Source organism: Methylobacterium iners, from assembly GCF_022179305.1.
Lineage (GTDB): Bacteria > Pseudomonadota > Alphaproteobacteria > Rhizobiales > Beijerinckiaceae > Methylobacterium > Methylobacterium iners.
The window spans coordinates 1-19,963 of sequence record NZ_BPQP01000062.1 but is presented as its reverse complement, the minus strand read 5'-3'; the positions used below and the strand labels follow the sequence as shown (position 1 = coordinate 19,963).

19 protein-coding genes are annotated in these 19,963 nt (G+C 69.6%); 12 read left to right on the top strand and 7 right to left on the bottom strand.

Annotation, left to right across the window (positions count from 1 at the left end; all coding sequences use genetic code 11):
• Positions 1-50: 50 nt before the first annotated feature.
• Both MFF55_RS18615 and MFF55_RS18610 read right to left on the bottom strand, forming a co-directional pair.
• Positions 51-1,325, bottom strand: coding sequence for a phage major capsid protein (locus MFF55_RS18615; protein WP_238245607.1), 1,275 nt, complete (start codon positions 1,323-1,325; stop codon positions 51-53).
• Positions 1,322-1,855, bottom strand: a complete 534-nt coding sequence (locus MFF55_RS18610; protein WP_238245606.1) for an HK97 family phage prohead protease — start codon at positions 1,853-1,855, stop codon at positions 1,322-1,324. The genes MFF55_RS18615 and MFF55_RS18610 overlap by 4 nt, the downstream gene beginning before the upstream one ends.
• A 159-nt stretch (positions 1,856-2,014) precedes the next feature.
• Between MFF55_RS18610 and MFF55_RS18605 the strand changes: the two genes are divergently transcribed.
• Positions 2,015-2,455 carry a YybH family protein gene (locus MFF55_RS18605; protein WP_238245605.1) on the top strand — a complete coding sequence of 147 codons (441 nt, stop codon included), beginning with the start codon at positions 2,015-2,017 and terminating at the stop codon, positions 2,453-2,455.
• A 47-nt stretch (positions 2,456-2,502) separates the two neighbouring features.
• Here MFF55_RS18605 and MFF55_RS18600 read toward each other — a convergent pair whose 3' ends face one another.
• Positions 2,503-3,657: a phage portal protein gene (locus MFF55_RS18600; protein WP_238245604.1), complete on the bottom strand. Its 1,155-nt coding sequence runs from the start codon at positions 3,655-3,657 to the stop codon at positions 2,503-2,505.
• A gap of 80 nt (positions 3,658-3,737) precedes the next feature.
• Here MFF55_RS18600 and MFF55_RS18595 point away from each other — a divergent pair, with 80 nt between their 5' ends.
• Positions 3,738-4,010 (top strand): DUF4926 domain-containing protein, encoded by a 273-nt coding sequence (locus MFF55_RS18595; RefSeq protein WP_238245603.1) that lies wholly within the window; start codon positions 3,738-3,740, stop codon positions 4,008-4,010.
• Positions 4,007-4,372 (top strand): DUF6883 domain-containing protein, encoded by a 366-nt coding sequence (locus MFF55_RS18590; RefSeq protein WP_238245602.1) that lies wholly within the window; start codon positions 4,007-4,009, stop codon positions 4,370-4,372. The genes MFF55_RS18595 and MFF55_RS18590 overlap by 4 nt, the downstream gene beginning before the upstream one ends.
• A gap of 23 nt (positions 4,373-4,395) precedes the next feature.
• Here the strand turns inward: MFF55_RS18590 and MFF55_RS18585 are convergent, their stop codons facing one another.
• Together MFF55_RS18585 and MFF55_RS18580 are read right to left on the bottom strand one after the other, a co-directional pair.
• Complete coding sequence (locus MFF55_RS18585) at positions 4,396-5,670, bottom strand: DNA-packaging protein (protein WP_238245601.1); 1,275 nt, start codon at positions 5,668-5,670, stop codon at positions 4,396-4,398.
• Positions 5,615-6,097, bottom strand: a complete 483-nt coding sequence (locus tag MFF55_RS18580; protein ID WP_238245600.1) for a hypothetical protein — start codon at positions 6,095-6,097, stop codon at positions 5,615-5,617. Before MFF55_RS18580 ends, MFF55_RS18585 begins: the two co-directional genes overlap by 56 nt.
• A gap of 577 nt (positions 6,098-6,674) precedes the next feature.
• On the opposite strand from MFF55_RS18580, the gene MFF55_RS18575 reads away from it, so the two are divergent.
• Entirely contained in the window at positions 6,675-6,860 is a 186-nt protein-coding gene (locus tag MFF55_RS18575) for a hypothetical protein (protein WP_238245599.1), read from the top strand.
• A gap of 155 nt (positions 6,861-7,015) precedes the next feature.
• Here MFF55_RS18575 and MFF55_RS18570 read toward each other — a convergent pair whose 3' ends face one another.
• Positions 7,016-7,927: a response regulator transcription factor gene (locus tag MFF55_RS18570; protein WP_238245598.1), complete on the bottom strand. Its 912-nt coding sequence runs from the start codon at positions 7,925-7,927 to the stop codon at positions 7,016-7,018.
• Entirely contained in the window at positions 7,920-11,291 is a 3,372-nt protein-coding gene (locus MFF55_RS18565; protein ID WP_238245597.1) for a hybrid sensor histidine kinase/response regulator, read from the bottom strand. The genes MFF55_RS18570 and MFF55_RS18565 overlap by 8 nt, the downstream gene beginning before the upstream one ends.
• Before the next feature lie 239 nt (positions 11,292-11,530).
• Here MFF55_RS18565 and urtA point away from each other — a divergent pair, with 239 nt between their 5' ends.
• The 8 genes from urtA (at position 11,531) to MFF55_RS18525 (ending at position 19,563) form a co-directional block, all read left to right on the top strand.
• On the top strand, positions 11,531-12,790 hold the full coding sequence (gene urtA, locus MFF55_RS18560; RefSeq protein ID WP_238245596.1) for an urea ABC transporter substrate-binding protein: 1,260 nt from the start codon (positions 11,531-11,533) through the stop codon (positions 12,788-12,790).
• 149 nt (positions 12,791-12,939) lie between these two features.
• Entirely contained in the window at positions 12,940-13,866 is a 927-nt protein-coding gene (gene urtB, locus MFF55_RS18555) for an urea ABC transporter permease subunit UrtB (RefSeq protein ID WP_238245595.1), read from the top strand.
• A gap of 12 nt (positions 13,867-13,878) precedes the next feature.
• The gene (urtC, locus tag MFF55_RS18550) at positions 13,879-15,045 is read left to right on the top strand and encodes an urea ABC transporter permease subunit UrtC (RefSeq protein WP_238245594.1); all 1,167 of its coding nucleotides are present in this window, start codon (positions 13,879-13,881) and stop codon (positions 15,043-15,045) included.
• An 11-nt stretch (positions 15,046-15,056) separates the two neighbouring features.
• Positions 15,057-15,842, top strand: a complete 786-nt coding sequence (gene urtD / locus MFF55_RS18545; protein WP_238245593.1) for an urea ABC transporter ATP-binding protein UrtD — start codon at positions 15,057-15,059, stop codon at positions 15,840-15,842.
• Between the two features lie 115 nt (positions 15,843-15,957).
• On the top strand, positions 15,958-16,707 hold the full coding sequence (gene urtE / locus MFF55_RS18540; RefSeq protein ID WP_238245592.1) for an urea ABC transporter ATP-binding subunit UrtE: 750 nt from the start codon (positions 15,958-15,960) through the stop codon (positions 16,705-16,707).
• A gap of 186 nt (positions 16,708-16,893) precedes the next feature.
• Positions 16,894-18,123: a formamidase gene (gene fmdA, locus MFF55_RS18535; RefSeq protein ID WP_238245591.1), complete on the top strand. Its 1,230-nt coding sequence runs from the start codon at positions 16,894-16,896 to the stop codon at positions 18,121-18,123.
• 2 nt (positions 18,124-18,125) lie between these two features.
• Positions 18,126-18,443: an FmdB family zinc ribbon protein gene (locus MFF55_RS18530; RefSeq protein ID WP_238245590.1), complete on the top strand. Its 318-nt coding sequence runs from the start codon at positions 18,126-18,128 to the stop codon at positions 18,441-18,443.
• 67 nt (positions 18,444-18,510) lie between these two features.
• The gene (locus tag MFF55_RS18525) at positions 18,511-19,563 is read left to right on the top strand and encodes an aliphatic amidase (protein ID WP_238245589.1); all 1,053 of its coding nucleotides are present in this window, start codon (positions 18,511-18,513) and stop codon (positions 19,561-19,563) included.
• Positions 19,564-19,963 lie beyond the last annotated feature (400 nt).

Here is a 19,963-nt window from a genome sequence, read left to right as displayed (position 1 = left end):
GCGACCCTCTCCCCGCCGGGCGGGGAGAGGGGATCGCGGAACCGGTCCGCTCAGGCGAATTTCAGGAGCTTGATCGCCTCGAAATCCTGCACGCCGCCGCCCACGCGCTTGGTGGTGTAGAACAGCACGTAGGGCTTGGCCGAGTAGGGGTCGCGCAGCACGCGCAGGCCGGCCCGATCCACGACGAGGTAGCCGCGCCGGAAGTCGCCGAAGGCGATCGCGAGGCTGCCCGGGCCTGCGTCCGGCATCGCCTCGGCTTCCGAGACGGGGAAGCCGAGCAGGCTCGCCCCGCGGTCGGCGGCGAGCGGCGGCTGCCAGATGTAGTTGCCGTCCGCGTCCTTCAGCTTGCGGATCGCGCTCTGGACGCGCCGGTTCATCACGAAGGCGGCGTTCTGGCGGTAGCCGGCCCGCAGCGCGTAGACGAGGTCGTAGAGCACGTCGGCCGGGTTGAGCGCCGGGAAGGCGCCGGCCGCCCCCGTCGCGACGTGCCCGAGCTTGCCCGGGACCCACTCGGTCTCCGCGACGGTGTCGTAGCTGAGGAGCCCGCGCGGGCGGCTGATCCCGTTGCCGGTGACGAAGGCCGTGCCCTCCTGCTCGGCGAAGGCGGTCTCGACCTCGTCGGCGACCCAGGCATCGATGTCGACGATGGCGTCGTCGAGCAGCGTCTGCGTCGCCGCCGCCATCGCGTAGAGCTCCATCGCCGGGAAGCTGAGCTCGGAGAGCGCCGGCCCGTCGGTCTCGGGGCGGGGGGCCGTCTCCGCGACCCAACCCGAGACGGCGTCGCGCACGGTCACTGCGCGCTTGTAGCCGCCGCCCGAGATCGTCCGGACGGTCGCGAGCGCCCGGATCGGCGAGAGCTTGGCGAGGCGCGACAGCACCGCCCGCTCGATCGTGTCCGGCACGAGGTAGCCGCCATCCGGACCCGAGCCCGCCGAGAGGGCCTTTTCCTCCAGCCGCTTCAGCCCGGCGCTCTCGCCGGCCCGGACGTAGAGGTCGAAGGAGGCCTTGTGCTCGCTCGCCGCCGCGTCCCGGACCGTCGGCCCGTCGGAACCCAGCGGCGGACGGCGTCCGTCCAGCGCGATCCGGTCGAGGCGGGTCCGCGCGGCATCGAGCGCCGCGTCGATGCGGGCGAGCTTCTCCTCCGTCAGGACGTCGGTGGAGAGCCGCGCGTCGATGCCGGCGAGCCGGGTATCGTTCGTCTCCTTGAAGGCCTCGAAGGCGTGCCGCAGCTCGTGGAGCGCCGCGCCGGCATCGTCCGCGGGCAAGCGGCCGGCGGCCTTGTTCTCGGGGACGGGGCCGGACTTGGTCTCGATCGTCAGAGTCATGGAAGCCTCACGGTTCGGAAGGGAGCGGCGTCGCGCCGGGTGGAGGGAGGGGCGCCCCCCGGCGCGAGCAGGCGGGCGAGCGCGCGGATCTCGTCGGCGAGACCTCGGCCGGCGAGGTTCGGGGCCGCCGCGCCGATCCGGGCGCCGGGCTGCAGCGGGAAGGTGACGAGGGAGATCTCCCAGAGGTCGAGGGCGATGAGCCGGCGCCGGCCGGCCCCGTCGGGCGAGGCCCGCAGGGTCCGGAACCCGATCGAGAGCCCGTCGAGCCCGCTCTCGCGCATCAGCGCCTCGACCTCGCGGGCGCGCTGCACGGCGCGATTGAAGCGGCCCTCGACCCGAAGGCCGCGCCCGTCCTTCCGCAGCGAGAGCCAGCGCCCGATCGGCTCGGCCGGATCGTGCTGCCAGAGCATCCGCACGCCCGCCGCCCCGCGCTGCGCCAGGCTCGCCGCGAAGGCGCCGGGCAGCACCACGTCCCGCCCGAGATCGGGCACGCCGAACAGGCTGGCATAGCCGGTGAAGTGGCCGTCCATCGAAGTCTCCGGATCAAAGCGGCTCCGTGCAGGCGCTCCGCCCTTTCGAGACGGAGCGTGACCGGCCAGGAAAATGGAAATATTTCGCTTTCACCGATCCGCAGCTGGATCTAGTCTCCGGTTGGGAATACTGCCCGAGTACGACACGGAGGGGTTGCGATGTCTTGGAAAGGGACGACTCTTGCTACGCTCGTCGCCGTCAGCCTGGTCATGCCAGGTCGAGGATCCGCCGCCGATCCCACGAGCGAAGGGCAGGCGGCGGCCGACCGCTGGGACCAGGTCTACAATTCCGGAGACCTCGATTCCCTGGGCAAGCTCTACGCTCCCGACGCCGTGGTGATCCCGAAGGGCGCGCCCGTCTCCGGAGCGGAGAGCATCCAGAAATTCTTCGCGGGGTTGAAGTCCAAGGGCTTCGACGACCACAAGGTGAAGGTCCAGGCGGCGCAGATGCGCGGCGACGTCCTCGTCGCCACCGGCCGCTGGCAGATGTCCGGTCCCGGCGGCGAGGGCGGCGCGAAGAAGACCTTCGAGGGCAACTGGGTCAACGTCCTCCAGAAGGAGGGAACGGGTTGGCGTAGCGTGCTCCACACCTGGAACTGAATGTCGGGCGAGGACGGCGGCTGGGCACCGACAGGGGCCACTCGGCGTCAGGCCCGCGGCCCGTAACCCACCGCCTCGCGCTTCTCGTCCTTGCTCAAGAAGTCCGCCCCCTGGACTCGGCGCCACAGCGATTCCCGCTCCGGCGCCAGGGCCTCGATCGCGTCGAGGTCGGGTTCCAGGCGGGCGGGGCCGAGGGCGGGTTCGAGCCATTGCGCCAGGGCCTCGGCGGTGCGGCGCACCAGCGGGATCACGGTCTGGCGATAGAAGGCGCGGTTTGCCTCGGCGTAATTGGCGTGGGTGTTGTCGCCGGGCAGGCCCAGCAGGAGCGGCGGCACGCCGAAGGCGAGCGCGATCTCGCGGGCGGCGCCGTTCTTGGCCTCGACGAAATCCATGTCCTTCGGCGAGAGCGACAATGGCTTCCAGTCGAGCCCGCCCTCGAGCAGGAGCGGGCGCCCGGCATTGCCCGCGCCCTGGTAATTGGCCTCGAGTTCGCCCTTCAGCCGGGTGAACTGCGCCTCGCTCAAGCCGTTGCCGGCGCCGGTGGCGAAGACGAGCGCCCCCGAGGGCCGGGCGGCGTTGTCGAGCAGCGCCTTGTTCCAGGCGCCGGCCGCGTTGTGGATGTCGAGCGCCACGGCCGCGGCCTCCATCGGCGAGAGGCCGTAATGGTCGTCCGCGGGGTGGAACAGGGTGAGGTGGAGGATCGGCCGCACCCCTTCGCCGCCCTGGTCATAGCGGAGGGTCCGCCCGCCCACGGCGTAATCGTAGGCCGCGGGCCAGCCGTCGGGGCCGGGCACCACCCGCATCCGGTCGGGGCGCAGCGCGTGGAGCTCGCGCGGGGTGCCGTCGAGGCTCACCGCTTCGAGATAGGCGTTCCCCGAGACCAGCAGGTGGCCGTAGAGGGATTCGAGCAGCCTGGCGCCGCCTTCCCGCGGGTTCGGCCGGTCGAGGAGCGTGGTGAGCGGGTGCGGCCCGGCCTCGGCGAGAACCAGCGGGACCGCGGCGGCGGCCTCCGCCACCAGCCGCACGGCCCGGTGGACGACGGCGTCGCGCTGGAACTCCTCGCGGGCGAGCGTCCCGTAATCGCGCGGCGTCCAGACCGCGCGGCCCTCGCCGTAGAAGGCGATGGCTGTCCCGGAGAGCGGTGCGGCCTTGGTGGCGGGCGCGCGGGCGATCGCCTGGGTCAGCCGGGTGAGCCAGGTCATGCGGCCTCCTTGTTTCTCTCACGCTGCGGCGTCGCGGCGGCCGATTGCGGCGGGTGGGATCGGAGATGTATGAGGGAGCAATGTCCGACCGGCTCGTCTCACTCATGCTCGATAGCCGCCCGACCGCTTCCGGCGGGCCTGAGGGCACCGCCTTTCGTGAGCTGGATCGCGTTCGCACGCTCGTCGAAATCCTGGGCGAGGATGGCGAGAGCGTGCCCGCCGGCAGCATGGGCACGGTGGTCGCGATCTGGGGCGAGGGCGCGCGTTTCGAGGTCGAGTTCACGCGGCCGGTCGAAACCCTTGCCGCCATCGAGCCGGGTTCCCTGACGCTGGTCGAGCGCGCCCGCGATTGACCGGCGTCAGCTATCCGGCTCAGTTCCGGATCGAGATCGACAAGGTGGTGAAATATCTCCTCGATCCGGACCACGAGGATGGCGGCCCCAAATGCCTCTTCCTACCGAGTGTCGGTTTCTCGGTCAGTGATCCCATCACGCTCATGGCAGCGCTTGCCGACCATCCCAGGCCGGAGCGCCTCACCAAAGCTTCCGCCGTTCCGTTCGGCCTGCGCTACCACTTCGAGGGACCGCTGCTCTGTCCGGACGGGACCTTCGCCCATGTCCGCACCGTCTGGCAGATCGACGACAAGCCGGGTCTGAGCCCGGCCCGCTTCATCACGCTGAAGCCTCTCAGGAAGCTGGCACCCTCTCGCCCCTGAGCGGTGCCGCCGCCTTCTCCCTCCTACAATCGCCGGATCCGCGGCTCCGCCCGCGGCCCCAGCATGAGGTGGGTCAGCGCCCAAACGAGCGCGTCGACCCGGTCGGGCGAGGCGCCGCCCGACAGGCCGTCGGAGCCGAAATCGCACATCTCGTCCTCCAGGGCCGGGAGGGCGCCGGCGTGGCGGACGCGGCCTTGCGCGTAGAGCACGGCGACGGACTCGGCCCGCAGGTACTTGCCCCGCATCGCCCGCACCGGGGTCACCGGCACGGCGGGGTCGATCTCGTGGAGGACGGCGGAGGCCATCTCGCCGCCCTGGTTCACCTCGACGACGAGGGCGTCGGCCTCGAGGCGGCGGTAGAGCGCCAGCGCCGCCGCGGCCCAGCCCTGCGGCTTGGCTCCCCGCAGCGTCGCGTCGGCGAGCACGTAGGCGCAGCCGTCCGGCGCCAGCCCCGCCGCCACGATCCCGCAGGCATCGGCGCCGGCCCGCGAGGAGGCGGGCGGATCGACGGCGACCACGATCCGCGCCACCCGCCCGGCCTCGATCCCGGCCCGCGTCCACAGCGCGTCGGGCCGGTCCTCGATCAGCTCGCCCTCGAGCTCCTGGCGCCCGAGCCGGGTGCCGGCGTAGCGCCCGACCACCGCCTCGAGGAAGGCGGGCGCCAGGTTCGCCGCGTTGTCGGCGGTGCGCGAGCGGCTCACCACGGTGAGCGAGTCGGCCAGCAGCCGCCGGATCAGCGGGATCGGCCGCGACGTCGTGGTGACGAGGCCGCGGGGGTGCCGGCCGAGACGCAGGCCGAACTGGATCATGTCGTAGGCCGCGTCCGGGGAGCGCCACTTGGCGAGTTCGTCCGACCAGGCCGCGCCGAACTGAGGCCCGCGCAACGAATCCGGCTCCTCGGCCGAGAAGGCCATCGCCACGGCGCCGTTGTCCCATTCGAGGCGCCGGCGCGAGGGCGACCAGCGCGCGCGCGGCCCCGCCAGCGAGAGGAGCCCCGAGGACCCTTCGATCATGACGTCGCGGACATCGGCGAAGGTCTCGCCGACGAGCGCGATGCGGCCGACCGGCTCGGCCGTGAAGGCGGGGTCGCCGAGCGCCAGCGCCCGCACCCATTCGGCACCGGTGCGGGTCTTGCCCGAGCCGCGCCCGCCGATCACCGCCCAGGTCGTCCAGGGCGGTATGGCCCCGGCCGTCTCCGTGGCGCAGGGCGGCAGCTGGTCCCCCCGCGCGAGGTGGAGCCAGTCAGTGCCGAGCGCCTGGATCAGCGGCGGCGGCAGGCTCGCGAGGAAGGCCGGCATTCGGCCGCTCGCCTGCGAACGCCGCATAGCGGCGCGCGATCTCCGCGCGCAGGGCTGGCAGGTCGGGCGGGGCGGGGCCGGGGGCGAGGCCAGCAGTTCCGGTGCCATGGCCCGCCTCCTTGCTCTCGTCCGCCGCGATCTCGTCGAGGAGCCGCTTCAGCCCGCCGAGGTCGCGCAGGACCTTGGCCGAATCGGCCGGTCCGGCCCCGGCCGTGAGCGCCGCGTCGAACCCGGCGATCTGCCGGGCGATGTGGCGGCGAAGCGCCCGGCGCAATCCCGGCCCGCTGGCCGTCGCCCGCCGCACCACCCGGCGCCGAAGCGAGAGGCCGCAGGCAGAGAACAGCGCCGGCGCGCCACCGCGCGGCGAGCCGAGCGCGGCGGCGAGGTCGCTCGACGCCACCGACGGGTTGGCATGGAGCCGGGCCACGGCCTCGAGGCGCGGGAGCGACCATTCGGATGGTTCGAGGGGCGGCGGTGGCGCCGGGCGGACCGGGCGGCGTCAGCCGTTCTGCCGGCCTCAGACGCAGACCGTGCGCTCGGTCACCCCGGCCTCGGCGGCAATGGAGGCCAGCGTCCGGCCCGTCTCCCGCACCAGGCGCTCGGCCAGCGCGCGCGCCGCATCGTTTCGCGGACTCATGAAAGCTCCCGCCGCCCGTCCACTCACACTTCTTGAGCATGCCTGATTGATAGCGGAGGAGCGCGCCGCTGTCAACATAAATTCCTATACAATGAAAGTGATCTTACGCCTTCGATGCCTCCGCGCCCCTGCAGGATCGAGGCGGGCCTGCGGGATCCGGCCCGGTCTCGTCGAGGCGGCGGGTGTGCCCCTCGCGAGGCGCCGACCTTCATCGCGCGTCCGGCCACCGTCTGATATGCCGCCCGTCGTGACTGCGGGTTTGAACCCTGCGGGACCGCGGCTCCCTTCGCGGGAGCCGCGCCGGGAAACGTGCCGGTCCGACGCACCGAGGCCGCCTCGACTCACCGCTCAGGCAGGAAGCTGGACGATGCTCGCTTCACACAACTCGCTGGTGCTCTACGGCTTCTTCCTGGTCGTCGGGGGGCTGCTGCTAGGTCTGCGCGCCCGCCGGGCGGCCGACGGCCCCACGAAGAGCCAGCACCTGACGCTCGCCGGCGTCATCGTCGTGACCGGTCTCGGCTTCTGGGCTGCCAGCCTGACGATGGATCACTAGGGCGCCGTCCGTGATCCTCGGATCACGGACGGCGCTCGATCCCCTTGTTGCGACGCATTTTCCTTCGCCGAACCGGCAGCCGCTTCGGCGAGAGCCCTCCTGCAGCGCGGGCCTCATGAGGCCCGCGGCGCCCGGCCTCGGCCCCCGGGTGCGGATCAGCCGAGGTCCTCGAGATGGCGCGCGGCGATGAGGGAGGCCGCGGTGCGGTTCTCGACGCCGAGCTTGGCGTAGATCCCCTCCAGGTGCTTCGTCACCGTGCGCGGGCTGAGGCCGAGGATCTCGCCGATGTCGCGGCTCGACTTGCCACGCGACAGCCAGAGCAGGACCTCCGCCTCGCGGGCGGTGATCCTCAGGCGCGAGCGCAGGCGCTCGAGTCCGGCGTCGAGACTGTCCAGGGCGAGGCGCAGCAGGATCTCGTCGCCGGCGCCGCCGATGAAGCTCAGCGCGTAGGCGCCGTCCCCGGCCCCTCTCAGCGGGAGCGGCGCGCCCGTCGCGCCCGCGAGGCAATCCCGCAGCCAGGCTCGCGCGGCGGGCGGCAGGCCGAGGGCGGCCCCGGCCTCGGGCACGAGGTCTCCGAGGAGGCGCGCCGCCTGCGGGGTGCACCACAGGATTGCGCCCTCGCGGTCGACGGCGAACAAGGTCCGGCCCGTGGTGTCGAGGGCCGCCCGCGCGCTCTGGGCGGCGCGCGCGCCGGCGAGGTGGACGCGGATGCGGGCGAGGACCTCGTCGGGGTCGGAGGGTTTGGTGACGTAGTCGACCCCGCCCGCCTCCAGCCCCCTGACGATGTGCTCGGTCTCCGTGAGGCCGGTCATGAAGATCACGGGCACGTGCGCCAGGGCGCTTCGCGCCTTCAGCCGTCGGCAGGTCTCGAACCCGTCCATGCCCGGCATGACGGCATCCATCAGGATGATGTCGGGCGTGATCTCGTCGACGAGGGCGAGGGCCAGATCCCCGGCCACGGCGACGAGGACGGTGGCGCCCGCGCGCTCGATCGCCTCGGTGAGGAAGCTGAGCGTCCCCGGGGAATCGTCGACGATGAGGACGACGTCGCGCTGCCCCTCAGCCATCGCGCGCAGGCTCCGCCTCCGCGAGGGCGTCGAGCACGCTCATGTAGCGCCGCAGGTCGTAGGTCTCGATCAGGCCGCGCATCTGGGCGACGAAGGCCAACGGCGGGTCGGCGTCCTCCGCCTCGATCGCGGCGAGCTTGGCCTCGATCGCCCGGACATGGCCGATCCGCCCGAGGCGGCGCAGCTCGGCGACGTGCTCGGGGCGGGGCATCGCCGCCGCGGGCTCCGGCGCCGACGTGGTCCAGGCGAGATCGAGCTGGGCCGCGATGCGCTCCAGCAGGTGGCGCAGGTCGAAGGGCTTGGGGATGATGTCGTTGTGGGGGGCGTCGCCGTCGCGGGTCGGGCTGATCTCGTGGACGTTGGCCGACATCATCGCGATGCGCGCCCCGTGGTCCGCCTCGCGCAGCGCCTTGGCTAGGTCCCAGCCGCTCATGCCGGGCATGGCGATGTCGAGGAGGAAGAGGTCGGGGCGGCGCCCCTCGGCCAGCGCGAGGCAGGTCGGCCCGTCCGGGGCCTCGAGCACGGTGAAGCCCAGCGGCTCCAGGATCTCGCGCATCAGGACGCGGTGGGCGTCGTCGTCGTCGGCCACTAGGATGGTCCGGCGCGGGCCGGCATAGCCGCGCACGACGGCGGGAGGCAGCGCGGCGGGCAGGGTGGCGGGGGCCGGGTCGGGCACGGAGGCCAGCATCAGCCGCACCCGGAAGCGGGTGCCGCGGCCGGGCTCGCTCGACACCGTGATCTCGCCCCCCAGGATCTGGGCGAGCAGCTGGGCGATGGTCAGGCCGAGGCCCGTGCCCGGTACGCCCTGCGCGACCGGGTTCGAGCCGCGCTCGAACGGCTCGAAGATCCGCTCCAGGTCCCCGGCCGAGATGCCGAGGCCGGTATCGGTCACCGTGAAGTCGGCGATCTGGTTCCGGTAGGTGACGGCGAGCGCGACGTGGCCGCCCGGCGTGAACTTGATCGCGTTCGACAGGAGGTTGAGCAGGATCTGGCGCAGGCGCTTCTCGTCGGTCGCGACCACCGCCGGGAGCCGCCCGGCCGTGGTGAAGCGGAACTCGAGGCCGGCGCCGTTGGCCTGGAGGCGGAACATGTCGACGATCTGGTCGAGGAATTCGGCCAGCCGGACCTCGTTGCGGTGGATCTGCAGCCGGCCCGCCTCCATCCGCGAGATGTCGAGCAGCCCGTCGATCAGGCTCGACAGGTGCTGGGCGCTGCGCCGGATCACCCGGATGCCGCTCTGCCGCGCCGGCGGGATTGTGGCATCGCCCTCCAGGAGCTGGGCGTAGCCGAGGACGGCGTTGAGCGGCGTGCGCAGCTCGTGGCTGATGCCCACGACGTAGCGGCTCTTGGCGAGGTTGGCGGCCTCGGCCACCTCCTTGGCGCGCTGGAGCTTGGCGTCGGTGACCTGATGGGCCTCGATCTCGGAAAGGTAGAGGGCCGTCTGGCGGGCGGTCTCGGCCTGGGCGACGCGGCGGCTCTCCTGGGTCAGGACGAACAGCCAGGCGACGATCCCGAGGATCACGACGAGGATGAGGAACACGAAGGTCAGCGCGGAGCCCAGAAGCCCGGCCTGGCCGGGGTCCCGGGCGGCGACGTTGGTGTGGACCAGCCAGAGGATCAGGCCGGTCACCCCCACGAGCGGCAGCATCAGACCGGCGTAGCGTCCGAGCGGCGCGCTGATCCAGGCGGCGGTGCGCGGCGGGACCACGCGTTCCAGGGCGCCGCGCGCCTGCGCCTCGAAGCGCCCGTGGGGTTTGCAGAGGTCGCCGCAGCGGGCATCGAGGGAGCAGCACAGGGAGCAGATCGGGCCGGCATAGGCCGGGCAATGCGCCATGTCCTCGGGCTCGAACGGGTGCTCGCAGACGGCGCAGGCGATCTCCCCGCGGCCCTGCCAGTCGGTTCTCGGCTCGCGGGCGAGGTAGTAGCGGCCGCCCGTCGCCAGCGCGATCAGCGGCGCGGCGGCGAAGGCGGCGGCGAGCGCGATGAGGGCGCCGAAGGCCTTGGTCGCGGTGCCGAACAGCCCGGCATGGGCCATGATGCCGAGGCACAGGGCCAGCGCCATCGCGCCGGTCCCGACGGGGTTGATGGCGTAGAGATGGGCCCGCTTGAACTCGATGCCGGGCGGGGAGAGCCCCAGGGGCTTGTTGACCGCGAGGTCGGAGACCAGGGCGCCGACCCAGGCGGCGGCGATGATCGCGTAGAGGCCGAGCGTGCTCTCCAGGGTCTTGTCGATCCCGAGCTCCATCAGCATCAGCGCGATGGCGACGTTGAACACGAGCCAGACGACGCGGCCGGGATGGCTGTGGGTCAGCCGCGAGAAGAAGTTCGACCAGGCGATCGAGCCGGCATAGGCGTTGGTGACGTTGATCTTGAGCTGCGAGACCACCACGAAGACGCCCATCATGGCGATCGCCGCCTCGCGCGAGGGCAGCACGTAGCCGAAGGCGACCGCGTACATCTGCGTCGGCTCGCCCGCCCGCTCCGGCGGGACTCCGTGGCCGAGCGCGAGGACCGCCAGGAACGATCCGAGCAGGATCTTGAGCATGCCCGGCACGATCCAGCCGGCGCCGGCGCAGAGGACCGCGGCCCACCAGCGGCGGTCCCGCGGGGCCTTGGCGGGCGGGACGAAGCGCAGGAAATCCACCTGCTCGCCGATCTGCGCCAGCAGCGCCAGCAGCACGCCGGAGGCGAGGCCGAACAGGACGGGATCGAAGCCGCCGCCCGCGGCCTCGGCCGTTCCGCGATGCGTCATCCAGGCCTCGAGCGAGCCGCCGCCCTTGGCCGCGATGAAGACGAGCGGCACGACGTTGAGGATGATCCAGACCGGCTGCGTCCAGATCTGGAAGAGGCTGATCAGGGTGATGCCGTAGATGACGACGGGGATCACCACCACCGCCGCGACGAGGTAGCCGAAGGCGAGCGGCAGCCCGAAGCAGATCTCGAGGGCCAGCGCCATGATGGCGGCCTCGATCGCGAAGAACAGGAACGTGAAGCTCGCGTAGATCAGCGAGGTGATGGTCGAGCCGATATACCCGAACCCCGCGCCCCGGGTCAGGAGGTCGATGTCGACGCCGTAGCGGGCGGCGTAGACGCTGATCGGCACGCCCGTCGCGAAGATCAGGCCGGAGACGATCAGCACCGCGAGCAGCGTGTTCGTGAAGCCCGTCGCGAGGACGAGGGCGCCGCCAATCGCCTCGAGGGCCAGGAACGAGGTCGAGCCCAGCGCCGTCTGCGCGACGCGCAGGCTCGACCACCGCCGCGCCTTCTTGGCCGTGAAGCGGAGCGCGTAATCCTCGAGGGTCTCGTCGGCGACGAAGCGGTTGTAGGCGCGCCGGATCGGGATGATGTGCTGCCGGACGTTCATGGAACCCGTGGCCCCGGCCCGGCGCCACCCAACGCGCGCTGGAGGCCGGCTGACGCCCCGCCCGGGCGCAAGGATCATGCCCGCGCCGCCCCCGTCGTCGCCGGCCAGGTTCCGTGCCGGCGCTCCCGACATACGCAAAACAGCGTATATGCTGCGCTGCATCATCGAGCCTAGCCTCCTCCCGTCGAACCGCGGCCGCCTCTCACGGGCCGCCGGATCAGCGATGGGGGTTGAAGGCGATGGCAGAGGACAACGATTCCGGTCCCCGCTCGGCATTGCGGCGCAAGCTCCTGATGGGCCTGGCGGGCCTGCCGGCCCTGGCGATGCTGCCGCGCGGCGCCTTCGCGGCGGCGCCGGCGACGGCCGCGATCAACACCACCAAGCTCGCCGTGACGGACAGCGAGGTGACGGTGGGCATCCTGCACTCCGTCTCCGGCACGATGGCGATCTCGGAGACCGGGGCGCAGCAGGCCGAGAAGCTCGCGATCGAGCAGATCAACGCGGCGGGTGGGGTGCTCGGCCGCAAGATCAAGATCAACCAGGAGGACGGCGCCTCCGACTGGCCCACCTTCGCCGAAAAGGCCAAGAAGCTGCTGGTCAACGACAAGTGTGCGGCAGTATTCGGCTGCTGGACCTCGGCCTCGCGCAAGGCGGTGCTGCCGGTCTTCGAGCAGTACAACGGCATGCTCTACTACCCGACCTTCTACGAGGGCCTGGAGCAGTCCAAGAACGTCATCTACACGGGCCAGGAGGCGACGCAGCAGATCCTCGCCGGCCTCGACTGGGTGCACAAGGAGAAGGGTGGCGACACCTTCTACTTCATCGGTTCCGACTACATCTGGCCGCGCACCTCGAACAAGATCGCCCGCAAGCACATCGAGAACGTCCTCAAGGGCAAGGTGGTCGGCGAGGAATACTATCCGCTCGGCCACACGCAGTTCAATTCGGTCATCAACAAGATCAAGCTGACCAAGCCGAAGGTGATCTTCACCGACGTCGTCGGCGGCTCGAACGTCGCCTTCTACAAGCAGCTCAAGGCGGCCGGCATCGATCTCTCGAAGCAGACCCTGATGACGATCTCGGTCACGGAGGACGAGATCGACGGCATCGGCGGCGAGAACATCGCCGGCGCCTACGCCTGCATGAAGTACTTCCAGTCGATCGAGAACGAGAACAACAAGGCCTTCGTCGCGGCCTTCAAGAAGATGTGGGGCGAGAAGACCGTCATCGGCGACGTCACCCAGGCCGCCTATCTCGGACCCTTCCTGTGGAAGCTGACCGCCGAGAAGGCCGGATCGTTCGACGTCGACAAGATCGCGGCGGCCTCGGCCGACATCGAGTTCAAGGGCGCCCCGGAAGGCTACGTCAAGGTCGATCCGAACCACCACCTCTGGTCGAAGACGCGGGTCGGGCGGGCCAAGACCGACGGCCAGTTCGAGATCGTCTACACGAGCCCCGAGTTGATCAGGCCGGATCCTTTCCCCAAGGGCTACCAGTAAGGGTTGCGAGCGTTCCCCTCCCCCTTGTGGGGAGGGGTAGGGGTGGTTCCGCTGGCCTCGACTGAGGGTCGCCCAGCCACCCCCACCTCCAACTCCTCCCCGCACGGGGGAGGAGAGTGCGCTCGCCGCGCCGGTTCGGAGATCACACGATGTTCGGTGAATATTCCCTCGGCGATCTCGGCGCGATCTTCGCGATGCAGGGCTTCGCCGGCCTGATCCTCTTCTCCGTCTACGTGCTGATGGCGCTCGGCCTCGCGATCATCTTCGGCCAGATGGGCGTGATCAACATGGCGCACGGGGAGTTCATGATCCTCGGCGCCTACGTCACCTATCTCTGCTCGACCTTCTTCCAGGCGAACCTTCCCGCCCTCTTCCCCCTCTACTTCTTCATCGCCATGGCGCTCGCTTTCCTGGCCTCGGGCGCGCTGGGGATGCTGGTGGAATGGGGGCTGATCCGCTTCCTCTACAAGCGGCCCCTCGACACGCTGCTGGCGACCTGGGGCCTCTCGCTCATCCTGCAGCAGGCGTACCGCACGGTGTTCGGCGCCCGCGAGGTCGGCGTCGAGCTGCCCTCCTGGCTGATCGGTTCGGTGCAGGTCACCGACACGATCGAGGTCCCGATCAACGGGCTCTTCGTGATGGCCGTCACGATCCTGATCACCGTCTCGGTGGCGCTCCTGATCTACCGCTCGCGCTTCGGCCAGCAGATCCGCGCCGTGATGCAGAACCGGGCGATGGCCGGCGCCGTCGGCATCGATACCGAGCGCGTGGACCGCTACACCTTCGGCCTGGGCTGCGGCATCGCCGGGGTCGCCGGCTCGGCCTTCACGATGGTCGGCTCGACGGGGCCGACCTCGGGCCAGCTCTACATCGTCGACACCTTCCTGATCGTGGTCTTCGGGGGCGCGGCGAGCCTGCTCGGCACCATCGCGTCGGCCTTCTCCATCTCGCAGACCCAGTCCACGCTGGAATTCTTTCTCTCCGGCTCGATGGCCAAGGTGCTCACGCTGCTCGCGGTGGTCGGCATCCTGATGCTGCGGCCGCAGGGTCTGTTCACCCTCAAGGTCCGGCGCTGAGGAGGCCTCGCGATGACGAACCCGGTCCAGGCCCTGTCGAAGTCGGTCACCGTCAACGACAGTCCCTTCATGAAGCCGATGGAGTGGCTGAGCCTTCTCGTGCTCGCCGGCTTCGTGCTCGTCGTCCTGCCGGTCTTCCTCGACGGCTTCCGGCTCAACCTGGTGGGCAAGTACCTCACCTACGCCTTCGTGGCGCTCGGCCTCGTCATCTGCTGGGGCTACGCGGGCATCCTGTCGCTGGGCCAGGGCGTGTTCTTCGGCCTCGGCGGCTACTGCATGGCGATGTACCTGAAGCTCGAAGCCTCGAGCGTCGAGAACACCAAGATCCAGTCGACACCGGGCATTCCCGACTTCATGGACTGGAATCAGATCACGGCGCTGCCGTGGTTCTGGCAGCCCTTCAAGAGCCTGCCGCTGACCCTGATCCTCGTCGTCGCGGTGCCGGTGCTCTTCGCTCTCGTCATCTCGGCGGCCATGTTCAAGCGCCGCGTCGGCGGCACCTACTTCGCCATCATCACCCAGGCGATCGCCGCCATACTGACGATCCTCATCGTCGGCCAGCAGGGCTACACCGGCGGCATCAACGGCATCACCGACCTGCGCACGCTCAACGGCTGGGACATCCGCACCGATTCGGCGAAGTTCGCCCTCTACTTCGTCAATGCCGGGCTGCTCATCGCCTGCATCCTGGCGGCCCAGTACGTGAAGCGCTCCAAGCTCGGTCGCATCCTCGTCGCCATGCGCGACAAGGAGGACCGGGTCCGCTTCTCGGGCTACTCGGTGGCCGGCTTCAAGATCTTCGCCTTCTGCCTCGCCGCCGCCTTCGCGGCGATCGGCGGCGCCATGTTCACCCTCCAGGTCGGGTTCATGTCGCCCTCCTTCGTCGGGATCGTGCCTTCCATCGAGATGGTGATCTACGCGGCGGTCGGCGGACGCCTGTCCCTGTTCGGCGCGGTCTGGGGAACCCTGCTCGTCAACTTCGCCAAGACGAGCTTCTCCGAGAGCTTCCCGGACCTCTGGCTGTTCGGCTTGGGGGCCCTGTTCATCGCCGTGGTTCTGGCCTTCCCCAACGGCCTGGCGGGGATCTGGCGCGAGCAGATCGAGCCGCGCCTCACCCGCAGGGTCAAGGCCCTGCGGCCCGCGCCGGTCGCGATCCCCCATGGCACCCCGGCCGAGTGAGGATGAGCCCGATGAACGCCGCGATCCTCAGCCATGCCCCGATCGGCTCCGAGAGCGCCCCGCCGGACTACCTGCTCGCCGTCGAGGCGCTGACCGTCTCCTTCGACGGCTTCAAGGCGGTCAACGACGTCTCGTTCTACGTCGATCCGGACGAGATCCGGGTGATCATCGGTCCCAACGGCGCGGGCAAGACCACGGTCCTCGACCTGATCTGCGGCCGGACGCGGGCGAGCGCCGGCTCCATCAAGTACAAGGGCCAGGAGCTCACCAAGCTTTCCGAGAGCGCGATCGTGCAGGCCGGCGTCGGGCGCAAGTTCCAGACGCCCTCGATCTACGACGACCTCACGGTCTTCGAGAACCTCGAGATCTCCTTCCCCAGAGGACGCACGGTCTTCGGCGCGCTCACCTTCAAGCGCGACGCCGAGGTCCGCGACCGCATCCACGAGATCGCCCAGACGATCTTCCTGAAGGACCAGCTCAAGGAGCGGGCGGAGTTCCTGAGCCACGGCCAGAAGCAATGGCTGGAGATCGGCATGCTGCTGATCCAGGACCCGGAGCTCCTGATGCTCGACGAGCCGGTGGCGGGCATGAGCGTCGGCGAGCGGGTGAAGACCGCCGAGCTCCTCAACCAGATCATCAAGGGCCGCTCGGTGCTCGTGATCGAGCACGACATGAAGTTCGTCGAGGACATCGCCCACCGGGTCACGGTGCTGCACCAGGGCCGGGTGCTGTCGGAGGGCTCGATGGAGCGCGTCAAGAACGATCCGAAGGTCATCGAGGTCTATCTCGGCCACTAATGCCTCGTCCTGGATATCGCATCCAGGGCGAGGCGCTAGCTCATTGTTTCTGCATCGGATTTTCCCCGAAAGCCGGAAGCCGCCTTTCGGTCCGATGCGATAAGGGAGCCGCGCGATGCTGCAGACCGTCTCCAAAGCCCTTCCGCCCCTGGCGCCGGTCGCAACCGGGACGCCCATCCTCGACATCCGCGACCTCCACGCGGCCTACGGCCAGAGCGAGGTCCTGCACGGCATCGACCTCGCGGTCGCGCCGGGCGAGATCGTGGCGGTGATGGGCCGCAACGGCATGGGCAAGTCCACGCTGATGAAGACCCTGATGGGGATCGTGCCGACGAAGTCGGGCACGGTCGCCGTCGACGGCGCCGAGATCACGGCCCTGAAGAGCCACGCCCGGGTGGCGAGGGGTCTCGCCTACGTGCCGCAGGGCCGGATGATCTTCTCGACCATGACGGTCCAGGAGAACATCGAGACGGGCCTGACCGTCACCGGCAAGCGCCGGGTGCCGCAGGACCTCTACGCGATGTTCCCGGTGCTGCTCGAGATGAAGGGCCGGCGGGGCGGCAACCTCTCGGGCGGCCAGCAGCAGCAGCTCGCCATCGCGAGGGCGCTCGCGAGCAATCCGAAGATGCTGCTCCTCGACGAGCCGACGGAGGGCATCCAGCCCTCGATCATCAGGGAGATGGGCCGGACCCTGAAGCGGATCCGCGACGAGCGGGGTCTCTCCATCGTGGTGTCCGAGCAGGTGCTGAGCTTCGCCCTCGACGTGGCCGACCGGGTGCTCGTCATCGAGAACGGTTCGATCGTGCACGAGAGCCTGCGGGCCGACATCGACGAGGCGCAGGTCGCCCGCTTCCTGTCGGTGTGAGGGGCCTTTCCCCTCCCCCTTGTGGGGAGGGGCCGGGGGTGGGGGTGGTTCCGCCTGACTCAGTCCAGGGTCACCCAGCTACCCCCACCTCCTACCTCCTCCCCACAAGGGGGAGGAGAACGCACCGGCAACCACTGAGAACGCGGACGGAAACGGCTGACACCCCAAAGAGGAGCTGCGAAGGATATGCCCGACACGCTGATCAAGGTCGACCTCACGCAATCGGCCTACGACAACGACATGGTCCATAACCGCTGGCACCCGGACATTCCGATGGTGGCCATGGTCAAGCCGGGCGACGACTTCATCGTCGAGACCTACGATTGGACCGGCGGCTTCATCAAGAACAACGATTCGGCCGACGACGTGCGCGACATCGACCTGTCGATCGTCCACTTCCTGTCCGGCCCCATCGGCGTCGAGGGCGCCGAGCCCGGCGACCTCCTCGTCGTCGACCTCCTCGACATCGGCGCCAAGCCCGAGAGCCAGTGGGGCTTCAACGGCTTCTTCTCCAAGAACAACGGCGGCGGCTTCCTCGACGAGCACTTCCCCCAGGCCCAGAAATCGATCTGGGACTTCGAGGGGATGTTCACGAAATCCCGTCACGTGCCCGGCGTGCGCTTCCCCGGCCTGATCCATCCGGGCCTGATCGGCTGCCTGCCCGATCCGAAGATGCTGGAGACCTGGAACACCCGGGAGAAGGCCCTCTTCGACACCAACCCCACCCGGGTGCCGGCACTCGCGACCCTGCCCTTCGGGCCGACCGCCCATATGGGCCGGCTCAAGGGCGACGCGAAGGACGCGGCCGCGGCAACGGGCGCCCGCACGGTGCCGGGGCGCGAGCACGGCGGCAATTGCGACATCAAGGATCTCTCGCGCGGCTCGAAGATCTACTTCCCCGTCTACGTGCCGGGCGCCGGACTCTCGATGGGCGACCTGCATTTCAGCCAGGGCGACGGCGAGATCACCTTCTGCGGGGCCATCGAGATGGCGGGCTGGGTCCACCTCAAGGTGAGCCTGATCAAGGACGGCATGGCGAAGTACGGGATCAGGAACCCGATCTTCAAGCCGTCGCCGATCACGCCGAAATACGACGACCACCTCATCTTCGAGGGGGTCTCGGTCGACGAGTACGGCAAGCAGCATTATCTCGACGTGACGGTCGCCTATCGCCAGGCCTGCCTCAACGCGATCGAGTACCTGAAGAAGTTCGGCTATTCGGGCGCCCAGGCCTACTCGATCCTCGGCACGGCCCCGGTCCAGGGCCACATCTCGGGCGTGGTCGACATCCCGAACGCCTGCGCCACCCTCTGGATTCCGACCGGCATCTTCGACTTCGACATCAACCCCTCCGCGGCGGGGCCGACGAAGTTCCTCGACGGCTCGGTCCAGATGCCGCTCTCGCCGGACCTCTGATCATGCCGGTCTACGATTACGCCTGCGAGGCCTGCGGCCCCTTCACGGTCCTGCGCCCCATGGCGCAGTTCCGCGATCCGCACGATTGCCCGGATTGCGGCGCGGAATGCGGCCGCGCCTTCCTCACCGCGCCGCGGATCTCAGGGATGGATCCGGGCCTGAGGGCGGCCCACGCCACCAACGAGCGCAGCCGCCACGCGCCGCGGCGCTCCGGCTCGCATGGGGCGGGCTGCGGCTGCTGCAGCCCGTCGAAACCCGCCTCCGCGCCGGCGGCCGCCAAGAGCTTCCCGAAGGCGCGGCCCTGGATGATCAGCCACTAGGGCTCGACACGACTCCTCTCCCCGCCGGGCGGGGAGAGGGGGTGCACGAAACAGGAGAAGCACCGCCATGATGCATGGTGACATCTCGAGCAGCCAGGACAGCGTCGGCGTCGCGGTCGTGAACTACAAGATGCCGCGCCTGCACACGAAGGCGGAGGTGCTGGAGAACGCCCGGAAGATCGCCGACATGATCGTCGGCATGAAGGCCGGCCTCCCCGGCATGGACCTCGTGATCTTCCCCGAATATTCGACCCACGGCATCATGTACGACGCCGCGGAGATGTACGAGACCGCCGCCAGCATCCCGGGCGAGGAGACGGCGATCTTCGCGGAGGCCTGCCGCAAGGCCGGCGTCTGGGGCGTGTTCTCGCTCACCGGCGAGCGGCACGAGGAGCACCCGCACAAGGCCCCCTACAACACCCTCATCCTCATGAACGATGGGGGCGAGATCGTCCAAAAGTACCGCAAGATCATGCCCTGGACGCCGATCGAGGGCTGGTACCCGGGAAGTTGCACCTACGTCTCGGACGGACCGAAGGGCCTGAAGATCAGCCTCATCATCTGCGACGACGGCAACTACCCCGAGATCTGGCGCGACTGCGCCATGCGCGGGGCCGAGCTCATCATCCGCTGCCAGGGCTACATGTACCCCGCCAAGGAGCAGCAGATCCTGATGTCGAAGGCGATGGCCTTCGCCAACAACACCTACGTCGCGGTCGCGAACGCGTCGGGCTTCGACGGCGTCTACAGCTATTTCGGCCACTCGGCGATCATCGGCTTCGACGGGCGCACCCTCGGCGAGTGCGGCGAGGAGGAGATGGGCATCCAATACGCGGCGCTCTCCAAGTTCCTGATCCGCGACGCCCGCGCCCACGGCCAGAGCGAGAACCACCTCTTCAAGCTGCTCCACCGCGGCTACACGGGCATGATCAACTCCAAGGAGAACCAGCACGGGATGTCGGAGTGCCCCTACGACTTCTACCGACGCTGGATCGAGGACCCGGAGGCGACGCGCGACGCGGTCCGCGCCATCACCCGCTCCAGCGTCGGCACCGAGGAATGCCCAATCGAGGGCATCCCGTTCGTCGGCCGGGGCGAGGGCCCGCCCGACCCGCGCTGAAGACCCGCCGGGCAGCGATCCGCGCGCGAGCAAAGCTGCCAGGAACCGGCGATCGGTTCGCGATGTCGGGATGGAATGGTGCGCACGAGGGATTCGAACCCCCGACCCCCTCATTACGAATTAGCGGGCCGGAAGGGTGACGGTGAGGGAAGGCTTTGGACGAAGTTGGATTAGGTCTTTTATGTGAGTAGCTTAGAGGTGCAAGGGGGCGGAGCAGGTTGGAGGCTCTTGGTCCCTGCTCCCCTATTATACCCCTACTAAATCTATCACGGCACGCTCAGGCGAACTCACTGCCTGAGCTTGAAACGTGGCGACGATAGCCGAGCAGAATGGAAGGCGACTGTTCAGCGGGTAAGTGCCAACAGGCAAGATCGCACCAGAAGCGGACGTTCCGCTTTCG